Source organism: Flavobacterium myungsuense, assembly GCF_042677265.1.
Classification (GTDB): Bacteria; Bacteroidota; Bacteroidia; order Flavobacteriales; family Flavobacteriaceae; genus Flavobacterium; species Flavobacterium myungsuense.
On record NZ_JBHTIZ010000013.1, the window covers coordinates 98,904 to 122,196 of the forward strand.

General features: G+C 33.7%; 20 protein-coding genes and 1 tRNA gene. 14 read left to right on the forward strand and 7 right to left on the reverse strand.

Annotated elements, in window-relative coordinates:
- Positions 1-2: 2 nt before the first annotated feature.
- The 6 genes from ACFQ0S_RS05745 to ACFQ0S_RS05770 form a co-directional block, all read right to left on the reverse strand.
- Positions 3-4,355: a CusA/CzcA family heavy metal efflux RND transporter gene (locus ACFQ0S_RS05745; RefSeq protein WP_379756533.1), complete on the reverse strand. Its 4,353-nt coding sequence runs from the start codon at positions 4,353-4,355 to the stop codon at positions 3-5.
- An 87-nt stretch (positions 4,356-4,442) separates the two neighbouring features.
- The gene (locus tag ACFQ0S_RS05750) at positions 4,443-4,745 is read right to left on the reverse strand and encodes a hypothetical protein (RefSeq protein WP_379819058.1); all 303 of its coding nucleotides are present in this window, start codon (positions 4,743-4,745) and stop codon (positions 4,443-4,445) included.
- A gap of 137 nt (positions 4,746-4,882) precedes the next feature.
- Positions 4,883-5,914, reverse strand: coding sequence for an ACR3 family arsenite efflux transporter (gene arsB / locus ACFQ0S_RS05755; RefSeq protein WP_379756526.1), 1,032 nt, complete (start codon positions 5,912-5,914; stop codon positions 4,883-4,885).
- Positions 5,915-5,996: 82 nt separating this feature from the next.
- Complete coding sequence (locus ACFQ0S_RS05760) at positions 5,997-6,605, reverse strand: arsenate-mycothiol transferase ArsC (protein WP_379756523.1); 609 nt, start codon at positions 6,603-6,605, stop codon at positions 5,997-5,999.
- Positions 6,606-6,719: 114 nt separating this feature from the next.
- On the reverse strand, positions 6,720-7,196 hold the full coding sequence (locus tag ACFQ0S_RS05765) for a DUF6428 family protein (protein WP_379756520.1): 477 nt from the start codon (positions 7,194-7,196) through the stop codon (positions 6,720-6,722).
- 66 nt (positions 7,197-7,262) lie between these two features.
- Positions 7,263-7,586 carry an ArsR/SmtB family transcription factor gene (locus ACFQ0S_RS05770; protein WP_379756517.1) on the reverse strand — a complete coding sequence of 108 codons (324 nt, stop codon included), beginning with the start codon at positions 7,584-7,586 and terminating at the stop codon, positions 7,263-7,265.
- Positions 7,587-7,726: 140 nt separating this feature from the next.
- Here ACFQ0S_RS05770 and tpx point away from each other — a divergent pair, with 140 nt between their 5' ends.
- The 11 genes from tpx to ACFQ0S_RS05825 all read left to right on the forward strand — a co-directional run bounded on the left by tpx (position 7,727) and on the right by ACFQ0S_RS05825 (position 19,142).
- On the forward strand, positions 7,727-8,224 hold the full coding sequence (gene tpx, locus ACFQ0S_RS05775; protein ID WP_379756514.1) for a thiol peroxidase: 498 nt from the start codon (positions 7,727-7,729) through the stop codon (positions 8,222-8,224).
- A gap of 6 nt (positions 8,225-8,230) precedes the next feature.
- Positions 8,231-8,605, forward strand: a complete 375-nt coding sequence (locus ACFQ0S_RS05780; RefSeq protein WP_379756511.1) for a diacylglycerol kinase family protein — start codon at positions 8,231-8,233, stop codon at positions 8,603-8,605.
- A gap of 35 nt (positions 8,606-8,640) precedes the next feature.
- On the forward strand, positions 8,641-11,088 hold the full coding sequence (locus ACFQ0S_RS05785; protein ID WP_379756508.1) for a DNA translocase FtsK: 2,448 nt from the start codon (positions 8,641-8,643) through the stop codon (positions 11,086-11,088).
- Between the two features lies 1 nt (position 11,089).
- Positions 11,090-11,731 carry a LolA family protein gene (locus ACFQ0S_RS05790; protein WP_379756505.1) on the forward strand — a complete coding sequence of 214 codons (642 nt, stop codon included), beginning with the start codon at positions 11,090-11,092 and terminating at the stop codon, positions 11,729-11,731.
- A 6-nt stretch (positions 11,732-11,737) separates the two neighbouring features.
- Complete coding sequence (locus tag ACFQ0S_RS05795; protein WP_379756502.1) at positions 11,738-13,189, forward strand: LptF/LptG family permease; 1,452 nt, start codon at positions 11,738-11,740, stop codon at positions 13,187-13,189.
- Between the two features lie 6 nt (positions 13,190-13,195).
- A complete protein-coding gene (gene ribB, locus ACFQ0S_RS05800; RefSeq protein WP_379756499.1) occupies positions 13,196-14,329 on the forward strand; it encodes a 3,4-dihydroxy-2-butanone-4-phosphate synthase in 1,134 nt (377 codons plus the stop codon).
- A 158-nt stretch (positions 14,330-14,487) separates the two neighbouring features.
- Positions 14,488-14,572: transfer RNA gene (locus ACFQ0S_RS05805), tRNA-Ser, on the forward strand.
- Positions 14,573-14,865: 293 nt separating this feature from the next.
- A complete protein-coding gene (locus ACFQ0S_RS05810) occupies positions 14,866-16,095 on the forward strand; it encodes a site-specific integrase (RefSeq protein WP_379819064.1) in 1,230 nt (409 codons plus the stop codon).
- Between the two features lie 39 nt (positions 16,096-16,134).
- Positions 16,135-16,359: a DUF4248 domain-containing protein gene (locus ACFQ0S_RS05815; protein ID WP_379756492.1), complete on the forward strand. Its 225-nt coding sequence runs from the start codon at positions 16,135-16,137 to the stop codon at positions 16,357-16,359.
- Between the two features lie 118 nt (positions 16,360-16,477).
- Positions 16,478-18,943: a TonB-dependent receptor domain-containing protein gene (locus ACFQ0S_RS05820; RefSeq protein WP_379756489.1), complete on the forward strand. Its 2,466-nt coding sequence runs from the start codon at positions 16,478-16,480 to the stop codon at positions 18,941-18,943.
- A gap of 25 nt (positions 18,944-18,968) precedes the next feature.
- On the forward strand, positions 18,969-19,142 hold the full coding sequence (locus tag ACFQ0S_RS05825) for a DUF4248 domain-containing protein (protein WP_379756814.1): 174 nt from the start codon (positions 18,969-18,971) through the stop codon (positions 19,140-19,142).
- A 558-nt stretch (positions 19,143-19,700) separates the two neighbouring features.
- Here the strand turns inward: ACFQ0S_RS05825 and ACFQ0S_RS05830 are convergent.
- Positions 19,701-20,444 carry a TlpA family protein disulfide reductase gene (locus ACFQ0S_RS05830; RefSeq protein ID WP_379756486.1) on the reverse strand — a complete coding sequence of 248 codons (744 nt, stop codon included), beginning with the start codon at positions 20,442-20,444 and terminating at the stop codon, positions 19,701-19,703.
- Positions 20,445-20,721: 277 nt separating this feature from the next.
- On the opposite strand from ACFQ0S_RS05830, the gene ACFQ0S_RS05835 reads away from it, so the two are divergent.
- From ACFQ0S_RS05835 to ACFQ0S_RS05845, 3 genes are read left to right on the forward strand one after another with little or no spacing between them, the layout of a single operon-like run.
- Positions 20,722-20,949 carry a hypothetical protein gene (locus ACFQ0S_RS05835; RefSeq protein WP_379756483.1) on the forward strand — a complete coding sequence of 76 codons (228 nt, stop codon included), beginning with the start codon at positions 20,722-20,724 and terminating at the stop codon, positions 20,947-20,949.
- A 5-nt stretch (positions 20,950-20,954) separates the two neighbouring features.
- The gene (locus tag ACFQ0S_RS05840; protein ID WP_379756481.1) at positions 20,955-21,455 is read left to right on the forward strand and encodes a hypothetical protein; all 501 of its coding nucleotides are present in this window, start codon (positions 20,955-20,957) and stop codon (positions 21,453-21,455) included.
- Positions 21,455-23,293: a hypothetical protein gene (locus tag ACFQ0S_RS05845; protein ID WP_379756478.1), complete on the forward strand. Its 1,839-nt coding sequence runs from the start codon at positions 21,455-21,457 to the stop codon at positions 23,291-23,293. Before ACFQ0S_RS05840 ends, ACFQ0S_RS05845 begins: the two co-directional genes overlap by 1 nt.

Sequence of the window (23,293 nt, forward strand, 5' to 3'; positions counted from 1 at the left end):
GATTACTGTTTTGAAGTTAGATAGTTTAGTTGAACAACACTTTCATTATGACTTAAAATAGTGTCAATATAATCACTCTTGATGGCAATACTTTGATTGATAAGCACAACCCAATCTAAGTAATTTATTTCGCCATTTAGAAATTGTAAATTTGCTGTTTTAATAATTATTTCGGCATTTTGCAGGGCAGTTTTTTCAAAATAGTCTAACTTTTCAATATTGCTATTGTATTGATTGAATATTGCCTTGAATTGTTTTTCAAGAACTTGTTTTTCTTTTTCTAACTCATTTTGCGCCAATTTTTCTCCAATTTTAGAAGCCGCAATTTTGGCTTTTTGAGAACCTCCAAACAACGGAATCCCAAGTCCAAATTGAGCCGATTGAAATCTGTTGGATTTGTCATAAAAAACATTATCAGCGCCTGTTCCAGCGATAGATGTATTGTTATATCCCAAAATTAAGTTTGGCAACAACTTCGATTTTTCAAGTTTAGTTGAAGTAGCATTTATCTTTTTTTGTTGTTCTAAAAGAGCAATAAATGGGTGTTGTGCAACCAATGTGCTATCTATAGTTTTATCTAATACTAACTTAAGGGTTTCTATTTGTGGTACTAATTCTTGATCTGAATTGAGTAGTAATTGCAGTTGATTTTGAACTAATTCTTTTTCTTCACGCAATTGAATTAACTGCATTCTTACAGCACCTCTCTGGGAATCGGCGGTTGTTTTTTCAAGAATATTACTTTCTCCTTTTTTAAATCGCAATTCTGATTTTTTTAGAAATTCAGCAAAAACTGTATCACTTTTTATCAATAATTTTTCTTTTTCATTTAGATACACTAAGGTGTAAAACGTTTTGGTTACCGAGCGTTTTAGTTCGGCCTCTTTAAGACTAACATTTAATGCCGCTGATTTCCATTCTTCAGTATATAATTTTTTTTGTCTACTGTAGACTGTTGGAAAACTCAATGATTGCGATAATCCAAATCGATTATCATTATAAACACTGTTAAATTGTCCATAGTCGCCAGTAATGTTTACCGGGGCAATATTGGTTGCCGTTTTAATTATTTTTTGTTGATAGTCCGATTTTAGCCGTTCTCCTTTAATACCGTAATTATTTTTTAAAGCTGTCTCTACTGCTTTTTGCAAAGTAATTGTGGTCTGAGCTTGAGCAGTATTTAAAGACAACATTCCTAAAATTATTAAAATTGAAACGTTCTTCTTAAATGGATTAAAACCAACTCCTTTTTCAAAAGTTACGTATAAAATAGGAAGCACAAACAATGTTAAAAAAGTTGCAATCATTAATCCACCTATAACTACAGTAGCCAAAGGTCGTTGCACTTCTGCACCAGCACCATTGCTTATAGCCATTGGTAAAAATCCTAATGATGCTACAAAGGCGGTCATTAAAACAGGTCGTAAACGAACTTTGGTTCCCATTAAAACAATACGATTCAAATCGGTCATCCCTTCTGATTTTAGTTGATTAAATTCAGAAATTAATACAATTCCATTTAAAACAGCTACCCCAAAAAGCGCTATAAAACCTACTCCAGCACTAATACTAAAAGGCATTCCTCGGAGTGCTAAAAATAAAATCCCACCAATAGCCGAAAGTGGAATTGCAGAGTAGATTAACAATCCTTGTTTTACAGAATTGAAAGCGAAAAATAATAAAATAAAAATCAATAATAATGAAACTGGAATTGCAATCATCAATCGAGCTTTGGCTTCATTTAAATTTTCAAAAGCACCTCCGTAGGTAGTATAATAGCCTGGTGGATATTTAATTTTTTGCTCGACTTTTTGCTGTAATTCATCTACAATACTTTGTACATCTCTACCTCTAACGTTAAAGCCAACGACTATTCTGCGTTTGGCATCTTCACGTTGTATTTGATTTGGACCGTTTTTAATAGCGACATTCGCTAGTTGTGAAAGTGGAATTTGTGTTCCCTGTGGTGTCGGGATTAATAAGTTTTGAACATCTTCAACATCTTTTCGTTGATTGTTATTCAATCGAACCACTAAATCGAAACGTTTTTCCCCTTCAAATACCAATCCAGCACTTTGACCAGCAAAAGCAGTATTGACAACTTTATTTATATCTTCAATATTCAAATGATATTGGGAGATGATGTTTCTATTGTACTCAATTACAACTTGTGGCATTCCAGTAACAGGCTCAATAAATAAGTTTTGAGCCCCTTCGACAGTAGTAATTATTTTTCCTAACTTGTTGGCATAAACCGCCAATGTGTCAAGGTTTTCTCCAAATATTTTACAAACAACGTCTTGCCGTGCTCCAGTCATTAGTTCGTTAAAACGCATTTGAACAGGGTATTGAAAACCTGCAGTAATCCCGGGAACATCTTCTAATGCTTTACTCATTTTACCTGATAATTCATTAAAAGTTTTGGCCGATGTCCATTCTGATTTGTCTTTTAATATCACCATCATATCACTTGCTTCCATTGGCATTGGATCTGTTGGTACTTCGCCACTACCTATTTTCGAAACTACTTTTTCAACTTCCGGAAATTGTGATTTAAGGATATGAGCCGCTTTTTGAGTGCTTTCAATAGTAGTGTTTAAATTACTTCCTGTTAAAACTCTTGTATCAACAGCAAAATCACCTTCTTCTAACGCAGGTATAAATTCGCCTCCTAGTGATGATAGTATCACAACAGAAATAACGAATAAAGCAACTACAGATGAGATTACAATTTTAGGAAAATTTAAAATCTTTCTTAGCAAATATTGGTACTTCATTTCAATTTTTATCATAATTCTGTCCGAAAGATTGGCTTCATGTTTTACTTTTTTGCTTAAAAATAAAGCACTCATCATTGGAATATAGGTTAGTGATAAAATAAAAGCTCCTAATAATGCAAAAGCTACAGTTTGAGCCATTGGTTTAAACATTTTTCCCTCTATGCCTTGTAAAGTGAATATTGGAAGGTAAACAATAAGTATGATAATTTGTCCAAAAACCGCACTGTTCATCATTTTACTGGCTGAAATTTGCACTTCTTTATCCATTTTTTTCTGAGACAAGGTATCTACTTTTTTAAATTTTTTACTGTGTGTTAATTGATGCATGACAGCCTCAACAATAATTACAGCTCCATCTACAATAAGTCCAAAATCTAGTGCCCCCAAACTCATTAGGTTACCGCTTACTCCAAAAGTGTTCATTAAAATAATTGCAAACAACATTGCTAAAGGAATTACCGATGCAACCAATAAACCAGCTCTGAGATTACCGAGGAAAATGACCAAAACAAAAATTACAATTAAAGCACCTTCAAGTAAGTTTTTTTCAACTGTTCCTATAGCGTTGTTCACCATTTTAGTGCGGTCTAAGAAAGGTTCTATTACAACACCCTCAGGTAGTGTTTTTTGAATTTGAGCCACACGCTCTTTTACATTTTTTATAACATCGCTACTGTTTGCTCCTTTAAGCATCATAACTACAGCACCCGAAACTTCTCCTTGATCATTATAGGTCATTGCTCCATATCGGGTTGCGTATCCTAATTGTACTTCAGCTACATCCCTAATAAATAAAGGTGTTCCCGAGGCCTCAGTTTTTATCGCAATGTTTTGAATATCTTCAATAGTACCTATTAACCCTTCGCTTCTAATAAAAAGAGTTGTAGCGCCTTTTTCAATATATGATCCTCCTGTATTTTGATTGTTTTTTTCAACAGCTGTAAATACATCATTGATGGTTAATCCGTAGGACTGTAATTTGTTGGTATGTATTGCAATTTCATATTGCTTTAATTTTCCTCCAAAACTACTTACTTCGGCAACCCCTTTTACGCCTATTAATTGTCTGCGAACAATCCAATCTTGAATCGTTCGTAATTCGGTTTCATTGTATTTTTCTTCGTACCCCTTTTTGGGTCTAACAACGTATTGATATATTTCCCCAAGTCCAGTAGAAACGGGTCCCAATTCAGGAGACCCTATTCCACTTGGGATTTGAGTTTGCACCTTTTGCAATCGCTCCATAACTTGTTGTCTTGCCCAATAAATGTCTGTATCATCATCAAAAACGATAGTTACTAATGACAATCCAAATCTTGAAAAACTTCTAATTTCTTTTAACCCAGAAATGTTATTATTGGCTTGTTCAATAGGAAATGTAACTAAACGTTCAATATCAGTTGCCCCAAAAGATGGAGCACTAGTTATTACTTGAACCTGATTGTTTGTAATGTCTGGAACAGCATCAATGGGTAATTTAGTGGTTTCATATATCCCATAGGAAACTAAAGCAAACATGAATAATCCAATAATTAGCTTATTTTTTATTGAAAATGCAATGATTTTATTTAGCATGATATCGTTAAAATTAAATTTATAAATGCAAACTTCCTTCCAAAACAAATTGTATTGAAAATTGTCTTTAAGAAATAAAAAATCTAATTAACCAAATTGGGGAGGTTGCCAAATAGCAGACAGATAACTGGAGATAAATGAGAAAGTGTATGTGAACTTTTGTTTCTTAAACTCTTTAAAGAAGAATTTAGTAGTAAAACTATAGTTTTGATTTACAAGACAGAAGATAAACGTGCACAAGCAATTTGAGCTGTGTGATTTGAATGGCAATTTCATATCTTTTTCAAAATCATCGTCATAAACTTCACCATACATATAATGAATGCAAATAAATTGCAATAGACTAATCGTAGGTTCATTTTCTTGATGCTCTTGATAATGTTCAAACATGTTAGGAATTTTCAATAATTCATTTACTTGAACCACCGAGAACAAGTAAATTGAGAGAAACATTATGGAGATGCATTTTACCATAGTAAACAAATATAGTATTTAAACTTTTATTCAAAAAATATTTGTGTGAAAACCTAATGAAAATATTTCTTTCTCAACCAAAATGCTACATTCACTAATAGTATCAATGCTGGAACTTCTACTAAAGGTCCTATAACACCTGCGAAAGCTTGTCCGCTATTGATTCCGAAAACACCTATAGAAACAGCGATTGCTAATTCAAAATTGTTTCCAGAGGCTGTAAATGATAATGCAACCGCATCACGATAATTGGCTCCAATTTGTTTAGAAACAAAAAACATTAAGAAAAACATAATTGCAAAGAAAATAACTAACGGAAGTGCAATTCTAAGCACATCTAATGGTAAATCGACAATCATTTCTCCTTTTAAACTAAACATTATTACAATAGTAAAAAGTAACGCAATTAAAGTGATAGGAGAAACAAACGGAATGAACTTTTGATTGAACCATTTTTCACCAATAAACTTTTTAATTAAAAATCGACTGGTAACAGCTAAAGCAAAAGGAATTCCTAAATAAACACCAACAGTCTTGGCAATTTCAGTAATAGTAATATTCAATTCTTGACCTTTAATTCCAAATAAAGGCAACATGATTTTCAAATAAAAATAGGCATACAAACTAAAAAAGAAAACCTGCAATAAACTATTAATTCCGATTAAACCAGCTGTTAATTCTCGGTTTCCTTCGGCAAGTTCGTTCCAAACAATAACCATAGCAATACAAGGCGCAATTCCTATAATGATTAAACCGGTCATGTATTCAGGATAGTCTTTTAGGAAAAAAGTCGCCAATAAAAACATTAAAAATGGACCAACAATCCATGTTATTAAAAAGGAAGCAGTTAGCAGTTTTGGTTTGCCAAACATTTGTGGCACTTTGGAAAAGTCAATTTTGGTTAACGGAGGATACATCATCAAAATTAAGCCAATAGCTAACGGAATATTTGTAGTACCCGATGAGAAGGAATTGATAAAGCTAGCAGAGTTCGGAATAAAATAACCAATTCCAACTCCAATTACCATAGCAAGAAATATCCAAAGTGTTAGCAATCTGTCGAGAAAGTTGAGACGCTTTTTCATTTTTAAACCATTAAGATATTAAGTTTATTAAGATTTGTATGTCTATTGAAATTATAATTGACCTTGATATTGCGATTGATACTTATTTGATTTGAGAAAACACAAAATACATTTCACTTGCAATTTGTAAACTTCTTTCTGCGTATTTTTCATTCATTAAAACCGTTCCGTCAAAAGCTTTTGGGTCGTCATATTTTATTGGAAATCTTGATTCTGCACCAAAAACCATTGGGCAACCTTTGTCAGCATTATTACAAGTCATGATTGCTCCGAAATAAGTTTTTGGATTGAAATCATGAAAATAGGATTTTGAAAAACAAATGACCGGATGCTGATTCTCATCAAATTTTACGGCATATACTGGGTTTTGCTCTTCGCTTACTCTCTGAATTTGAAATCCTTGATTGGTTAACGTCTCGGCGACTTTAGGAAACATTGCTGTAGCTTCGGTTCCGCCTGAATAACAAAATACATTTTTAATTCCGAAATGAAACGCCATTGTTTGTGCCCAAATTTGAGATAAATGACTTCTTCTAGAATTGTGTGTACAAATGAAGTTCAACCTAATTTCTTCATTCGCGTTTATTTTGTTTTGAATGTAATTTACTAAAGGATTTAATACTTCTTTTCGTTCGTTTGGAACAGGAATTTCTGAAATAGACTTAATTGTTTTTGATAAATTTTCTAACATATTATTTCTTTTACCACAAAGACACAGAGAAGGCACAAAGCTCACAAAGTGTATTTTAAATTATTTATATTTTTTAGATTCTTTAGATTTTATTGTTTCTATTTGATTAAAATTTTAGCAACAACCTGATTCAGGCGTGCAACACGAAGTTTCTTTTGGCTTCCAATCGCCTATTTTGACTTTTAATTTTTCTGGTGGAATACCACAATTGTCTTTGGCTAAGCAATCAGTTAGTTTTGATTTTAATTGGAAGTTTTTACCGTCAAAATCCAAACCGAATTTTCCTATAGTTGCTGCCATTTGATATTCGACTTCTATTTCTAAATCTGGAATTTGAAGCTTCTCTTCAGACAATTCAATTATGTGAAGCAATTTTTCAGGGTGTAATCTGTGATTGTAATCGTTGGCTTCCCAAAGTTGGAAATTAGCTACCTCTTCTTTACGAACCACGCCACCACAATCGATGAAATCTTTGGATACTTTTCCCACTTCGGTAACGTGAAAATGATGAGGAACCCATTCGCCATTGGGCAATTGAAAAGCAATTTGAGAAAGACTTTTTAGCTGTTTTTTTATTTCTGATAGTTTCATAATTAGAGTTTTAAGACTTTTAGTATTAAGTATTAAGATATTAAAATTAATACCATTGGAATTTACTTAACAACATTTGTTCTTTAATTTATGGCGAATCATACCAAAATGATTTTCAATTTTATCAATAGTGTCAGGATTGATACAATAACAAATAGCAGTTCCTTCAATATTTCCTTTAATGATGTTGGCGTTTTTTAGTGCTGCCAAATGCTGCGAAATGGTGGGTTGTGCCAAAGGCAATTCGTTTACAATATCACCACAAATACAGGTGCCGACTTTCAATAAATAATCGACAATTGCTATTCTGGCTGGATGCGAAAGTGCTTTAAACAAACTTGCCATTTCGTTATGTTCTTCTGAAAAAGACTCTGATTTTGATGCTCCCATTTTTATATTAATTACTATATTGCAATATTACAATATAATAATATTATAAGCTGTATTTTTAATGTTAAATTTATAAATAAGTTGTTATTACCAAATCCGAAATAATTTCCTATTTTTGGTGATTCATAAAATATACAAAAATGGCATCAATAACATTAGGAGGAAATCCTATAAACACAAGCGGTGAATTACCAAAAGTAGGTTCAAAAGCACCACAATTTGAATTAGTAAATACCGATTTAGGTTCAACTTCTCTAGCTGAATTTGCTGGAAGTAAATTAGTATTAAATATTTTTCCTAGCGTTGGAACAGGAGTTTGTGCTGCATCAGTAAGACAATTTAACTCAAAGGCTAGTGCATTAGTAAACACTAAAGTACTATGTATTTCCCGCGATTTACCTTTTGCACAAAAAAGCTTTTGTGGTGCAGAAGGATTAGAAAATGTTATTAGCTTATCTGATTTTAAATCAGGAAGCTTTGGTAAAGATTATGGCTTAGAAATACTTGATGGGCCTTTTGCAGGTTTACTTTCTAGAGTAGTTATTATTTTAGATGAAAATGGCATTATAAAATATACCCAACAAGTTCCTGAAATTGCAGATGAACCTAATTACGAAAAAGCAATAGCTGCTTTATAATAAATAATGGAATTTCAAAAAGACAATTCTTTTTTTACCGGAAGATTTAAAAGCATGGGATTTGCTCTTAAAGGTGCTATAAAGCTTGTTACGACTGAACATAGCGTAATGGTGCAAACTTTTATTGGCATTTTAATGGTATTTGCTGGCTTTTATTTTCATATTTCGCATGAAGAGTGGCTCGTTCAAACGCTTGCTATTGGTTTGGTTCTTGGTATTGAAGGATTAAACACTGCAGTAGAAAAAGTAGCCGATTTTATTCACCCAGAGTTTCATGAGAAAATAGGTTTTATAAAAGACATTGCCGCAGGAGCAGTATTCTTTGCCGCTATGACGGCTATAGCTGTTGGCTTAATTATATATGTACCAAAATTTCTATAAAGCAAATAAAATTTTAGTTTTCTATTTTAATAAGTATGGCAAAAACAACCAAGACAACCACTGATAAAAAAATAGACAATACTAGCGAGCAGAAAAAAAGCTGGAAAATAACGCGACAACAAAAAATGCTTTTTGGGAGTTTGCTAATGCTATTTTCTATTGCTTTACTAGTTGCATTTATTTCATTTTATATTCATGGTCAAGAAGATCAAAGTGCTGTTTTAGAAATAGGTAACAAAAATGAAACGGTAAACAATTGGTTAGGAAAATTTGGTGCAATTATAGCTGACTTCTTTATTTACAGAGGGTTTGGATTGGCTTCCTTTTTATTTGTAAAATTATTTTTTCTTACAGGAGCATTCCTAGCACTAGATATTTCCTTACTGAAACTAAAAAACATTTGGTTTTGGGATTTATTTGTAATGATAATCCTTTCAGTTTTATGTAGTTTCTGCTTTAGTAATTTGCCAGAATTAGGGGGTACAATTGGCTATGAAATAAACCTACTTTCTCAAACTTATTTAGGAAAAACAGGTACTTTATTGGTTTTATCTTTTGGAATAATCATCTATTTAATCTACAAGATAAGAGTATCGCCAGATGCCATTAAATCTTTCTTTGAAAGAAGCTCAAAAGAGATTTCTGACGACCTTAAAACTTCAAAAACCCCTATTATTTCTAATGACTATAATCTTGAAGAATTTGCTGTAAATGAGGAGGATGAGGATGAGGATGAGGAAATAGAAGAGCCCGAATTAAAACCCATTTCGAAATTTGAAATCAACAAAGAAAGTTTAAAACCCACGATACAACACGCTTCCGAGATACAATTAGAACCGTCTATCAAACAGAGTGTTGCTCCTACTCCGGAACTCATACATACCAATGATGAAGCTTTTGTAATTGAAAAATCAAAAGAAGAAGACATTATTGAAGAGAATTTAGCTTCTCGTTTAGTAGCCGATTTTGGATTGTTTGACCCAACTTTAGATTTATCTAATTATAAGTTTCCTACTTTAGATTTGTTAAAAGAATATTCTACAGGAGGAATTACAATTAATCAGGAAGAATTAGAAGAAAACAAAAATAAGATTGTAGAAACACTTCGCAATTATAAAATAGAAATTGCACAAATTAAAGCAACTGTAGGGCCATCTGTTACATTATATGAGATTGTCCCAGAAGCTGGAATTCGGATTTCTAAAATTAAAAGTTTAGAAGATGATATCGCCTTATCGCTAGCGGCATTAGGAATTCGTATCATTGCTCCTATTCCCGGAAAAGGAACCATTGGTATTGAAGTTCCCAATAAAAACCCTACCATGGTTTCGATGAAAAGTGTTATAGGTTCAGCCAAATTTCAGGAAGCCGAAATGGAATTGCCAATAGCCTTAGGAAAAACCATTTCTAACGAAACTTTTGTGGTCGATTTGGCTAAAATGCCTCACTTGTTGATGGCTGGAGCTACTGGTCAAGGAAAATCGGTTGGTTTGAATGCGGTTTTAACTTCTTTACTATACAAAAAGCACCCTGCAGAAGTAAAATTTGTATTGGTAGACCCTAAAAAAGTGGAGCTGACTCTATTTAACAAAATTGAAAGACATTACCTTGCCAAACTACCAGATTCGGGTGATGCAATCATTACTGATAATGCAAAAGTAGTCAATACTTTAAACTCTCTTTGTGTTGAAATGGACAACCGATACTCTTTATTGAAAGATGCAATGGTTAGAAATATAAAAGAGTACAACGAAAAGTTTAAATCCCGTAAGCTAAATCCTGAAAACGGTCACCGTTTTTTACCTTATATTGTTTTAGTTGTAGATGAGTTTGCCGATTTGATAATGACTGCCGGAAAAGAAGTAGAAGTTCCCATTGCCAGATTAGCGCAATTGGCTCGTGCTATTGGAATTCATTTAATTATAGCGACACAAAGACCTTCTGTAAACGTAATTACGGGTTTAATAAAAGCCAATTTCCCTGCTAGAATCGCTTTTAGAGTAACGTCGAAAATTGATTCGAGAACTATATTAGATACGCAAGGTGCCGATCAGCTTATAGGTCGTGGAGATATGTTGTACACCAACGGAAATGATGTCGTTAGGGTGCAATGTGCCTTTATAGATACTCCAGAGGTAGAAAAAATAACTGAATTTATAGGCTCTCAAAAAGCTTATCCAGACGCTTATTTACTTCCTGAATTTATTGGAGAAGAAAGTGGCATTAATCTTGATATAGATATTTCTGAAAGAGATTCTATGTTTAGAGAAGCAGCAGAAATAATTGTAACTTCTCAGCAAGGTTCGGCTTCATTGCTGCAACGAAAATTAAAGTTGGGCTACAACAGAGCGGGAAGATTAATTGATCAGTTAGAAGCCGCTGGAATTGTTGGTCCTTTTGAAGGAAGTAAAGCAAGAAGCGTAAACATTTTAGACATGAATGCTCTAGATCAGTTTTTTAACAATGAACAAAATAATTCATAACATGAAAAAATGTTTAGCTGTATTTGCATTACTTCTTTTTAGTTATTCCATTCAAGCGCAAGATAAAAAAGCCAAAAATCTATTAGACCAAGTAACCGCAAAAATCAAAACCTATGAAAACATAGTGATTGATTTTAAGTACACTTTAAATAATAGCAAGGAAAACATCAATCAAGAAAGCAAAGGCAATGTTACCATGAAAGGCAATTTGTTTGTTTTGAATTTAATGGGTGTTACGAAGCTTTTTGATGGAAAAAAGACGTATACCATTAATCCTGAAGACGAAGAAATTAACATCACAAAATTTAATGAAAAAGACGAAAGTTCTATAACACCCTCTAAAATGTTAACTTTTTTTAACTCAGGTTACAAATATGTTTGGGATATTTTGCAGGATGTAAAAGGCAGAAAAATTCAGTACATTAAGTTAATACCAATAAATGCTAAAGATGCCAGAAAAGAAATTCTTTTAGGAATCGATAATCAAACCAAAAACATTTACAATGTAATTGAAGTGGGGAAAAATGGAACCAAAACCATTTTAACTGTAAATTCTTTCAAAACCAATCAACCTTTGTCAAAAAATCAATTTACCTTTGAGGCGAGTAAATACCCAAAATACTACATCAATAAGTTAGATTAGTTTTAAGTGAAAATACTAGATAAATACATTCTAAAAACATTTGTGATTACATTTACCTCTGTATTTGTAATCCTTTTTTTTATATTCATTCTTCAAACAGTTTGGTTGTTTATTTCTGAACTTGCGGGTAAAGATTTAGACTTTATTTTGGTAATCAAATTCTTAATGTTTGCCATGCCAAGAATTATTCCGCTAGTATTACCTCTTTCGGTTCTATTGGCTTCTATAATGTCATTTGGTGATTTTGCTGAAAATTATGAATTTGCTGCCATGAAATCGGCTGGTATTTCGCTGCAAAGAACAATGAAGTTTTTAACTTTTTTCATTTTAATTCTGAGTTGCGGTGCGTTTATATTTGCTAATAATGTAATTCCGTATTCTGAATTTAAATTTATTAATTTCAGGAAAGACATCGCACAAATAAAGCCTGCAATGGCAATAGCCGAAGGACAATTTAGTGATGTAGGAAGCTACAATATTAAAGTCGATAAAAAATCAGGGGAGAATGGCAATTTTCTTACCGGAATAACTATTCACAAAAAATCGAACAATTTTGACGGGAGCAAAAACGTAATTAAAGCCAAAAACGGAGAACTTATTAGTAACGAAAAATCTAATATTTTAAAGTTAGTACTCAATGATGGCTATTATTATGAAGACATTGTTCCTGAAAAATACGAAGAACGAAATAAAATTCCTTTTGCAAAAAGTTCTTTCAAAAAATACATCATCTATATAGATTTATCAAAATTAAACAACACCAATAGCGAAGATTATACCATTACAAACACCAATTCGATGCTTAATTTGAGTGAATTAAAGTACACCATCGATTCACTAGAAAACAACCGAAAGAAAGATATTATTTCGTTTGTAGATAATTCGTATCAAAGGACTGTAGCGCAAGCCTATTTTAGTGCAAACAAAGCGTTAAATGATAGCATCACAGCTTCTAAAATAAAGAATCCTGATTTAATTTCTAATTTTACACCTCAGGATCAATCGGCAATATTACAATTAGCCAATAGCTCTATTATCAATACCAATTATATGATTGATTCTACAGAACAAGAACTCGAATCGAAAACAAAAGTAATTAACAGTCATTGGATTGCTTTTTACGATAAGTTTGTAATTGCATTTGCCTGTATTTTAATGTTTTTTATAGGCGCCCCATTGGGTGCAATTATAAGAAAAGGAGGTTTGGGACTTCCAATTGTTTTTGCGGTGTTAATCTTTATTATTTATCACTTCGTAAATACCTTTGGAAAGAAAATAGCTCAGGAAGACGGACTCACGCCATTTTTAGGGTGTTGGATGGCCACTTTTATTTTAACCCCTTTTGCGTGTTTATTAACCTATAGAGCAACCAATGATATCGGTTTTATAAATATGGATGTAGTACTTCTGCCTTTTCAAAAATTATTTAAAAAAATATTTCCTTCACAAAATCAATAGCCCAAAATGCAAACTGAACAATTAATTCTGAATACAATTGAAGAAGCCATTGAAGATATTCGTCAAGGTAAAATAATAATTGTAGTAGATGATGAAGACCGTGAAAACGAAGGCGATTTCTTAGCTGCCGCTGAAAAAGTAACGCCAGAGATGATTAATTTTATGGCAACCCATGGTAGAGGTTTAATTTGTGCCCCATTAACAGAAAGTCGTTGCAAAGAATTAGAGTTACGTCCTATGGTTTCGAACAATACCGATCACATGGAAACTGCTTTTACCGTTTCGGTAGATTTGAAAGGAAATGGAGTTACAACGGGCATCTCGGCATCAGACAGAGCCAAAACAATATTGTCTTTAATAGATTCAAATACAAAACCGTATCATTTAGCGCGTCCTGGGCATATTTTCCCGCTTGTAGCCAAACAAGGAGGAGTACTAAGAAGAACGGGGCATACAGAGGCGGCTATTGATTTTGCAAGACTGGCAGGTTTTAAATCGGCTGGAGTGATTGTTGAAATCATGAATGAAGATGGTACTATGGCTCGTCTCCCTCAATTAGTTGAAGTAGCTAAAAAGTTTAATTTAAAATTAGTCTCTATTGAAGATTTAGTTGCCTACCGCATGCAACACGATTCTTTGATTGTAAAGAAAGAAGATTTTGATGTAGAAACTCGATTTGGTATTTTTAGATTAAGAGCATACGAACAAACCACCAACAAACAAATTCATATTGCCTTAACAAAAGGCACTTGGAATTTAGGCGAACCGGTTTTAACCCGAATTAATTCGACACAAGTGAATAATGATTTGTTAGGAACGTTGACTAATAATGCCGACCAGCAGTTAGATGACATGTTTAAAATCATTAATGAACAAGGACAGGGAGCTGTAATATTCATTAACCAAGACATGCAGTCAGTAAATTTACTAAGTAGGATTTCAGAACTTAAAACATTGCAATCAGAAGGTATTTTAAAAGCACCAAAAATTGTAATTGACAGCAAAGACTATGGTATTGGTGCTCAAATACTACATGATATTGATATTTCTAAAATACGATTAGTTTCTAATGCAACCCATACTAAGAGAGTTGGAATGATTGGATATGGGCTTGAAATCACAGAATATGTGACTTATTAATTATTATAAGCTACTTTTGATTCGTGTAACCTATAGATAATGAAACGCTTAATTTGTTAGTATTAAAAATAAGTTCATTTTTATAAAAATAGTTTTTGCAAAACAAAAAAAGGTTCCTATATTTGCAACCGCATTGAGAAATTGATGTTTGACTTATTGGAGAAATGGCAGAGCGGTCGAATGCGGCAGTCTTGAAAACTGTTGACTGTAACAGGTCCGGGGGTTCGAATCCCTCTTTCTCCGCATCATTTCTAACAAGAAATAAGCTAAAACCCTGATTATCAATGATAATCGGGGTTTTTTTTATGGAAAAATATGGCTCTGAAAACGACTTAAAACGCCATAAAACGACACATTTATTTTGCAACTTGTGACGTAATCCAAAAAAACACCAATTACGTCACAGTATGTCGCTCAATGTCGCGTCCTGTCTCGTTTTGACGTTTTGCAACTCGAGATTTTGTCATCAAATTTGTACTCAAAATGGGGGGCCATTTGATAAAATTATTATGTCGTCAAAAACAACTTTCAGATTGATGTTTTACATCAACAGATCCCGTCCTACAAAAAACGGAGACTGCCCCATCAACATGCGAATTACCATCAACGGTCAATCGCTCGCCATGTTCACAAAAAGATATGTTCAACCCGAAGTTTGGGATGGCAAACTTGGAATGTGCAAAGGAAAAACTTCAGAGGCTTTAGAAGTAAATCGTTACATGGAAGCGTTCAAAGCAAATGCGTATAACAAGTACGCAGACCTTAACGCTCTCTATGACCAGGCAACTCCTGAACTTTTACGCGATGCCATTTTGTGTGTGAACACTAGCAAGTCAAAAACACTTTGTACCGTGTGGGAAGACCATACCCATGACCTAAAATTACTCATCGGAAAAGAAACCTCTTATGCAAACTATCAAAAGTATTGCACGGCTTTGAAATGGATGAAGCAATTCCTCTTGGAAGAATACCGAGTACATGATGTGCCGATTAAATTAATCAATCGACAAATGGTTGTAAAGTTTGAAGTGTTTCTCCGCACAAAAAAAATGTGCAACTACAACACCACTATCAAGTATTTACAAAACTTCAAACGGATTGTAATGATTGGATTTAAAAACGGCTGGCTTAAAATTAATCCGTTTGCAGATTTTAAATTAACGCTTCGTGAAGTTGATCGTCCTTACCTCACTGAAAAGGAATTGCAGAACATCATGGATTTAGAAATCATGATTCCTCGATTAGAGCTCGTTAGAGACCTTTTCGTATTCTCTTGTTTCAGTGGGCTTGCTTATGCGGATTTATTCAAGTTAAAGGCCTCAGAAATCGAATGCGACCCTAAAGGTGTGTTATGGATTCGTACCCGAAGACAAAAGACAAAGGTTAAGGCGCAAATTCCATTGTTGAATGTGCCAACCTTCATCATTGAGAAATATACCGACTTGAGTATTTTGAAAGCAGAGGAAAAAGTATTGCCAGTAATTAGCAATCAAAAATTAAATGCCTACCTCAAAGAAATTCAAACGCTTATAGGGCTAGAAAAATCATTAACCTTTCACGTTGCCAGGCATACGTTTGCTACTACCGTTACCATGATGAATGGCGTGCCTATTGAATCGGTTTCCAGGATGCTTGGGCACAAGGATATAAAATCAACGCAGCATTATGCCAGGATTGTAGATACTAAAATTGGAAATGACATGACGGACTTGGCTCTTAAAATGGGTTCACGACTTTCGTTTCCAAAGGCAGCTGCATCAGTTTAATTTATTCAAAACGGGGGGTGTAATTTAAACGACACCAAAATGAATGAAGAAACTTTTAAAGTGCGAGCTTACGGTTATGGTGAGCTCGCACAATTATATTGTCCGCATGTAACTAAAAAAAGTGCAAGTGCACAGTTGCATAGATGGATAAACGAAAGCGAAACTGCTTTACCAAGACTTGAAAAACTTGGGTATAAATCAGGTATTAGATTATTTACTCCAGCTCATGTGAGAGTTATTATTGATGAGTTTGGGGAGCCGTAGTTTAATAACGAAAGTTGTTAAGTTTATATCCTCTTATAGTGCTGTTTTTTAGATTTAGTGATACATTTGCAATTCTTAAATTTTTAAGAAAAATAGGGCTTAATCGTAAAACTTAATTATGTTTTTTAGAAAGGAAATTGCGTCTTTTATTTTGTTTTTTTTTATTACTTCAGCTTTTGCTCAAAAAAGCTCGTTTAAAGGTATAGTAATTGACAATCAAACCTTGGAGCCGATAGAATATGCTAGTGTTTCTTTAGTGAGTCAAATTGATAATTCTGTAGTTTCAGGAGTAATAACAGGTAAAAACGGAAATTTTGTTATTCAAAATATACAATCAGGTAATTACAAAATCAAAATCTACTTTATAGGCTATGAAATTCAGTATTTAGAAAACATTCTTCTTAAAAATAACCAAGTCTTAAATTTAGATACCTTCAAATTACAACGAAGCAATCAATCGTTAGAAGAAGTTATTATTAAAGGAACAAAATCAAATTTTTATAATAAAATCGATAAGCAACAATATAAAGCTGACCAATTTGCAACGGCAAATGGAGGAACTGCAATTGATGTTATAAAAAATTTACCCTCTGTTACAGTTAATGGACAAGGTGAAATTAGTCTTCGAGGTTCTAATGGATTCATGATTTTGGTAAATGGAAAACCAGTACTTTCAGATGCTCAAACTCTTTTGAGTCAATTACCAGCCAATACAATAGAAAATATTGAATTAATAACCTCACCTTCGGCAAAATATGACCCTGATGGAAAAGGAGGTATAATAAATATTATTACCAAAAATAATAAGAATGGTATAGCTCTCATATCAAATTTATCTGGTGGACTTCCAAGTATAAATGATTATGATAATTTAGAAAAACCAAAACGATTTGGTGGCGATATAACGTTTAATTATAGAACCAAAAAATTTGATATTACCATTAGTGGAAATTATCTTCGAAATGATGTCAATGGATATCGTGAAGGAAATGTATTTACCAAAAACTTTATTAACAACACAATCACTCGATTTCCATCGAATGGAGAACGAAGTTTTGACAAGTACAATTACGGAACCAAAACTGCAATTTCTTATACAGCAAATAAAAATGATGTTTTTAATTTCGGTTTCTTCATAGGTAAAAAATTCCAAGCCCGACGCGCAGATATTGTATATAATAATTCAACATCTGATTTAAACACCAATGCTTTAATAAGTGAAAACGCGTATTTTAATTCGAATGTACAAACCAAAGAAGGTACATTTACCCTAACAAACCTTGATTACACTCATACTTTTGCAAACAAATCAAATTTGATGACTTCACTGTTATATGAAAATGCAGATTTATATGGCAATACAATCAACAAGAATTTAGATTTAGCAACAAGATCGATTGTATTACAAGAAGTAAATAATCCCTACAAAAATCCAATAGATGGCTTCCGATTTAAATTAGATTATTCAATTCCAATTGGTTTAGGGAAATTAGAAAGTGGTTATCAGTACAGATTCGATCAACAAAACGGTAAGTTTGATTACATCGTAACACCAATTTCTGTTCAACCAGACGCTGCCAACTTCAGAGGAACTGCAAAATCAGTAAACCATATTAATGGGTTCTATTCTCAATACAGCGGCAAAACAAATAAATTGGATTACATAGCTGGATTGCGCTGTGAGTACTCGTCAAGAGAAGTTGTTTTATCCACAGATTCCAATCCTCATTTGTTGAAATTGAGTAATTTATTTCCTTCAGCCAATTTATTATATACTTTTAATACTTATTGGAATGCAAAATTAGGCTACAGTAAAAGAATACAACGCAACAATAATTTTGAATTAAACCCAATACCAGAAAGAGAACATTCAGAAACATTGGAACAGGGAGACCCAGATTTGAAACCTCAATTTGTAGATTTAGTTGAATTAGGCATGAACCACAGCTTTAAAAAAGGAACTTTATTTGCAACATTATATTATCAAAATATCAAAAACCCAATTCAACGGGTAAATAGTGTTTATGCTGATACAATTCTAAATAGAGTTTTTACAAATGCAGAAAAAGCAAGGTTATTAGGATTAGAATTTGGAACTAATTTAAAACCTGTGAAATGGTTTTCTTTATATTTAGGTGGAAATATCTATAATTATAAAATTACAGGGAAATTAAATATTTTAGGGATTACATCAAACGTGGATAATTCTAATTGGGCCTATTCGCTAAATACTAATAGTACATTCAATTTGGATAAAACTTTGAGTCTTACAGCCAATATAAATTATACTTCAGCAAAACCTACTGCTCAAGGTGAAGATTCCCGTTTTTTATCACCTAATTTATCCGCAAAGAAAACCATTTTGAAGGGAAATGGAACTATTGGAATACAATGGCAAAATATCAATTTTGGCAATATGGGTTCTAACCAACAACGAATTACAACTTTCGGTGCTGATTTTTATACTACAACTAACTACACATACGAAACAAACGTTTTACTATTGAATTTCAGTTATAATTTTAATAAAATAAGTAGTAAAAATAAACTTCCAACCAGTGAAATAGGTGAGAAAGAATTTTAGATTTATTCTAAAATAATTTGAATTTATATTTTTATGTCCGCATGTAACTAAAAAAAGTGCAAGTGCACAGTTGCATAGATGGATAAACGAAAGCGAAACTGCTTTACCAAGACTTGAAAAACTTGGGTATAAATCAGGTATTAGATTATTTACTCCAGCTCATGTGAGGGTTATTATAGATGAGTTTGGGGAGCCGTGATTTATTGTTTTTTAAATGTTTTGCATCTACCCAAAAGTGGCGATTTCTAAGCACATCACTTTAAAGCAAGTACAGCATTATCACTCTGCTTTATTAAATTCTTCAAACCATTTTTCTATTCTCCTGATTTCTATCGCGTCTCTTTAGAAATGATTTTTTGCGACTTAAGCTTTTTAAGCTTTTCCTGAAGTTGTTTCAATTGTTGAACTAACATGTAATGTAATTTTTAAATTATAAATTCAAATTTTCCGATTAAAATGACGAATGGTCTGTTTTTTTAATAGCATCGGAAATTGTACTCATTTGCCTTATCGTTGTTGATCCCGTTTACATTAGCATAATAGTGTAGTAATACCAATGACCGCTATCGAACAGGTATTGCTGCAGGTGTGGAATTCATTGCTTGTCCTGCCCGGAACTGCTGCTCATTAAAGATTTAAAAGTACAAGATAAGAACCAAAAGCCCAAGAGAATTCCGTCCGCCGAAACCGCTGCTGATAGCGAACTACAGCCGAAGATTACAACGTCCTGCCACACTTGCAGCAATTCCCATGTTAGCTACAGTAATTCTCTTAAGGCTGCTACAAATTCTTTTCCATCACCCATTTTCATTTTCTTTTTGTCGTCAAGTATGTAAGGGATACCACTTTCTATTTTTTTAACAACGCCGTTTTTGTCTAAAAATATGTTTACAGGAAATGCTTCCATATTCATAGAGTCAGTAAATTTTTTAGCATTTGCAATCTGCGTAAAACTAAACTTATGCTTTTTGTAAAATGCTTTAACCTTTTCAGATGTTTCAAATGTTATTGCAATAAAGTTTACAGAGTCCTTTAATTGGGTTTTAATTCCACTCAAAACTGGCATTTCTTCAATGCAAGGTTTGCAAGTTGTAAACCAAAAGTTAATTAATGTAGGTTTGCCTTTTAAGTCATTTATGCTAATCTTTTTATTGTCTAATGTCCTTAAGTTTGGTAAATGAAACTCCTTGTCCATATAGTCGTCTGGTTCAAATGATTTACTTTCTTTAACTTTTGGGTCACCGATTTTAATGTCCCATTTATAAGTATAGATTAAACTGTCCTTAGTCCTTTTTATTTCTTTGAAATTATCTTTTATAACTATTTTAATGTCTTTTGTTGGAAAAATGCTTTTCATTTTTTCAACTTGGGCGTCTTTTAGTTTAGAATAAGTAACTGTGTCCACAATTTCTCCTTCGTTTGTCTTTATGTACTTGGTTTGTCCAAAAGCAACGGAAGTCAAAATGCTTAATGTTGTCAGAAGAAGAAAATTTAATTTCATAATTATTTTCAAATTTTAGTGGTCGAATATTATTGTAGCTAACTTGTAAATAGACGCTAAAAACATTCGCTTATCACCCTAAATTGGGGTAGATTGGCGAAGGTTTGTATCCCATTATTTATTTCGAAAAAGTTTGAAATAAATTCACAATTTGTAAAGATAATAAAAAATGCCCACATATATCTACACACACCGCTTTAGAGCTACACACGCCCTCACACGCCCTTTCAACAAATAACTTATCCTGAAGTTTGTCTCCTAAAGAACACACAACTTGATGGAGCAACCTACACATAACGCATTATTCACTACCGCTTCGGGAGTTGTTGGTGGCGTTGGTAAAGCCATAACGGCAAAGCCACTTTTATTAGCCATTACATTACCTGGACTTTCTACTGTTATCATTTATGCAGTTGTATCAGCTGTGGCTGGTTATGTCGTAAAAAAAGGGCTTGACGAATGTTCTTTTCGCATCAAAAATTATTTTAAAAAACATAAAAAATAATTCAGATGAACAAAGTAGTTGGTTTAGCAATAGCAGGAACAATCGTTTATGGAATCGTTAAGTTATTAAAGGTTCAAAACGTATCAGAATTAGCAACGCTTTCGTTGTTAAATCCTCGCGTGCATCAAATCAACTTAGGTGGTTTGTATTTTAGAACAGAGGTTTCTATCAATAATCCTTCACGTGATAGCATCAACATTACTAAACCTGTTGTATCACTTTCAACCAATGGAAAATTCCTTTCGCAATCCAATGCTGAGGATAAAATCATTGTCATCAAACCTCTTGGCGTTACTCAAATTGACACCATCGAATTACAACTATCCTGGACTGTTTTAGCAGGATTGTTATCCAATATAATTACCAAAATTCCAAGTGTGATTGCAGCCTTTAAAGCTGGCAACAAAAAGAATATAGTAGCACAACTTGGAATTCCAATGGAAATGTCTTTTAGTACTTATGTGAACGGCATCTTTTATCAATCACCCCCAACGAAACTTATCTGATGAAAAGCCTGTCACATATTCCTATGAAGACCGTTACAAGCGGTTACCGTTCTATCAAAGACGGGAGTCGTTTCAATGCTTACTTTCCACCGCCTGATGAACGCGACCGTGTCATCATAAACGATGGTGAAGTAACAGATACCGTGGAACTAATGGAGAAGGTAGTTTGGAAGTACCTTGACGACACCAAGCGAATAGCTCCATTACTCCAACGGTCATCTACAATTGAAACATGCCAGGCTATTTGGGAATTTGTTTACCAATTCATCCAATACAAATTGGATAAACGTGGACTAGAACAACTTCGCAGACCTGCACGCTCATGGGCAGAACGCTCTACTGGCGTGGATTGCGACTGCATGAGCATTTTTGTTTCAAGCATATTAACCAACCTTCAAATACCACACAGTTTTCGCATTACCAAGTACAGTGCCGATTCCTGGCAACATGTATATGTGATTGTGCCCTTACACGACAGCAGAAAATATTGTGTTGTTGATGGCGTGTTATCTGAATTCAATTACGAAAAAACTTACACCGATAAAATGGATTATACTATGAACTTAAAAGGCATAAACGTAGCTGTCTTGAGTGGTGTTCCTGGTAATGACTTGCACGATGCTGTTATGGCAACATCGCTTACAGGTTTTGACTTAGGTGCAACATCACCACAAGAAGACTTAGACAAACTGTATCAAAATTTAGTAGCCACTCGTAACGCTGTGGCTCAAAACCCTGGACTGGTATCATCGGTAGATGATCCACAGGCATTGCTTAAAATGTTGGACTATGCTATACAGTATTGGTACACCGACAAACGAAATGAAGCACTGGAAGTACTTGCAAAAAACGAGGCGCAGCTTAACCTCCGAAATGGTGTAAATACGATTAACGGTGTTGACCTAGACCCTGATGATTTAGCCCTTAGTGGTATTAGCATTAAGAAATTTTTTACCAATGTAAAAAACACGGTAAAAACGGTAGGTCAAAAAGTGGGTGATGCCGCTAAAGTTGCTATCAAAGCAATTGTAAAATTCAATCCGCTAACTATTGCAGCTCGTGCTGGTTTTTTGTTAGCCATGAAAATCAATATGGGTAAAATGGCTTCCAAATTAAAGTGGGCTTATGCAACCCAGCAACAAGCTGCTGCAAAAGGCGTGAATGCTGCCACCTGGCAAAAAAGTAAAAACGCACTTGCCAAAATTGAACATTTGTTTGCGGATAAATTACAAGGTAAACGAAGTGCCCTGCAAAATGCTATCCTTAGAGGAAAGGCTGGAAACCTTAATGGTTTTGTGGAAGATGATATGCTAGGACAATTGGGCGACCCTGCTACGGGATCAGTTATTGCAGCAGCAACTCCTGTAATTATTGCAGCCATAAAAATCATCAAGGAATCAGGCTTATTTGCCAAAAATGAAAACGTAGATGTCAATAATCTAAAAAGTGAAGCCATGTCTGACCCAACGGCAGCGGCAGCAGTGGCAGAAATTCAAGCAAGCGAAAATGCTGGAGCCAATTCCGACCCACAGCAAAACAGATCATTAATCACAACGAGTGACAGTGGCAGTGCAGTAGCTACTACCGACCCTTCCACTACTCCCACAAGCACTGGCGGAGGCATTATGAATTTCATAAAGAAAAATCCTGTGCCAGCGGCAATTGGTGGAGGCTTGTTAGCCTTTGGTATTTATCAATTGGTAAAACCTAAAAAAGCGACTAGCCTTTCAGGTTATGGAACTAGAAGAAAGCCTGCAACTACTCGTGCTAAAAAGCCAGCAACCACTAGAAGTACAGCAGCAAACAAAACAACAGTAAAATCAGTAAAATTATTTTAA

Coding starts and splice junctions, on each gene's coding strand:
- tpx (WP_379756514.1), top strand. CDS start 7,727: ATGGCATCAATAACATTAGGAGGAAATCCTATAAACACAAGCGGTGAA.
- ACFQ0S_RS05840 (WP_379756481.1), top strand. CDS start 20,955: ATGAACAAAGTAGTTGGTTTAGCAATAGCAGGAACAATCGTTTATGGA.
- ACFQ0S_RS05845 (WP_379756478.1), top strand. CDS start 21,455: ATGAAAAGCCTGTCACATATTCCTATGAAGACCGTTACAAGCGGTTAC.
- ACFQ0S_RS05830 (WP_379756486.1), bottom strand. CDS start 20,444: ATGAAATTAAATTTTCTTCTTCTGACAACATTAAGCATTTTGACTTCC.
- ribB (WP_379756499.1), top strand. CDS start 13,196: ATGCAAACTGAACAATTAATTCTGAATACAATTGAAGAAGCCATTGAA.
- ACFQ0S_RS05750 (WP_379819058.1), bottom strand. CDS start 4,745: ATGTTTGAACATTATCAAGAGCATCAAGAAAATGAACCTACGATTAGT.
- ACFQ0S_RS05780 (WP_379756511.1), top strand. CDS start 8,231: ATGGAATTTCAAAAAGACAATTCTTTTTTTACCGGAAGATTTAAAAGC.
- ACFQ0S_RS05810 (WP_379819064.1), top strand. CDS start 14,866: ATGTTTTACATCAACAGATCCCGTCCTACAAAAAACGGAGACTGCCCC.
- ACFQ0S_RS05760 (WP_379756523.1), bottom strand. CDS start 6,605: ATGTTAGAAAATTTATCAAAAACAATTAAGTCTATTTCAGAAATTCCT.
- ACFQ0S_RS05790 (WP_379756505.1), top strand. CDS start 11,090: ATGAAAAAATGTTTAGCTGTATTTGCATTACTTCTTTTTAGTTATTCC.
- ACFQ0S_RS05765 (WP_379756520.1), bottom strand. CDS start 7,196: ATGAAACTATCAGAAATAAAAAAACAGCTAAAAAGTCTTTCTCAAATT.
- arsB (WP_379756526.1), bottom strand. CDS start 5,914: ATGAAAAAGCGTCTCAACTTTCTCGACAGATTGCTAACACTTTGGATA.
- ACFQ0S_RS05820 (WP_379756489.1), top strand. CDS start 16,478: ATGTTTTTTAGAAAGGAAATTGCGTCTTTTATTTTGTTTTTTTTTATT.
- ACFQ0S_RS05745 (WP_379756533.1), bottom strand. CDS start 4,355: ATGCTAAATAAAATCATTGCATTTTCAATAAAAAATAAGCTAATTATT.
- ACFQ0S_RS05835 (WP_379756483.1), top strand. CDS start 20,722: ATGGAGCAACCTACACATAACGCATTATTCACTACCGCTTCGGGAGTT.
- ACFQ0S_RS05770 (WP_379756517.1), bottom strand. CDS start 7,586: ATGGGAGCATCAAAATCAGAGTCTTTTTCAGAAGAACATAACGAAATG.
- ACFQ0S_RS05785 (WP_379756508.1), top strand. CDS start 8,641: ATGGCAAAAACAACCAAGACAACCACTGATAAAAAAATAGACAATACT.
- ACFQ0S_RS05815 (WP_379756492.1), top strand. CDS start 16,135: ATGAATGAAGAAACTTTTAAAGTGCGAGCTTACGGTTATGGTGAGCTC.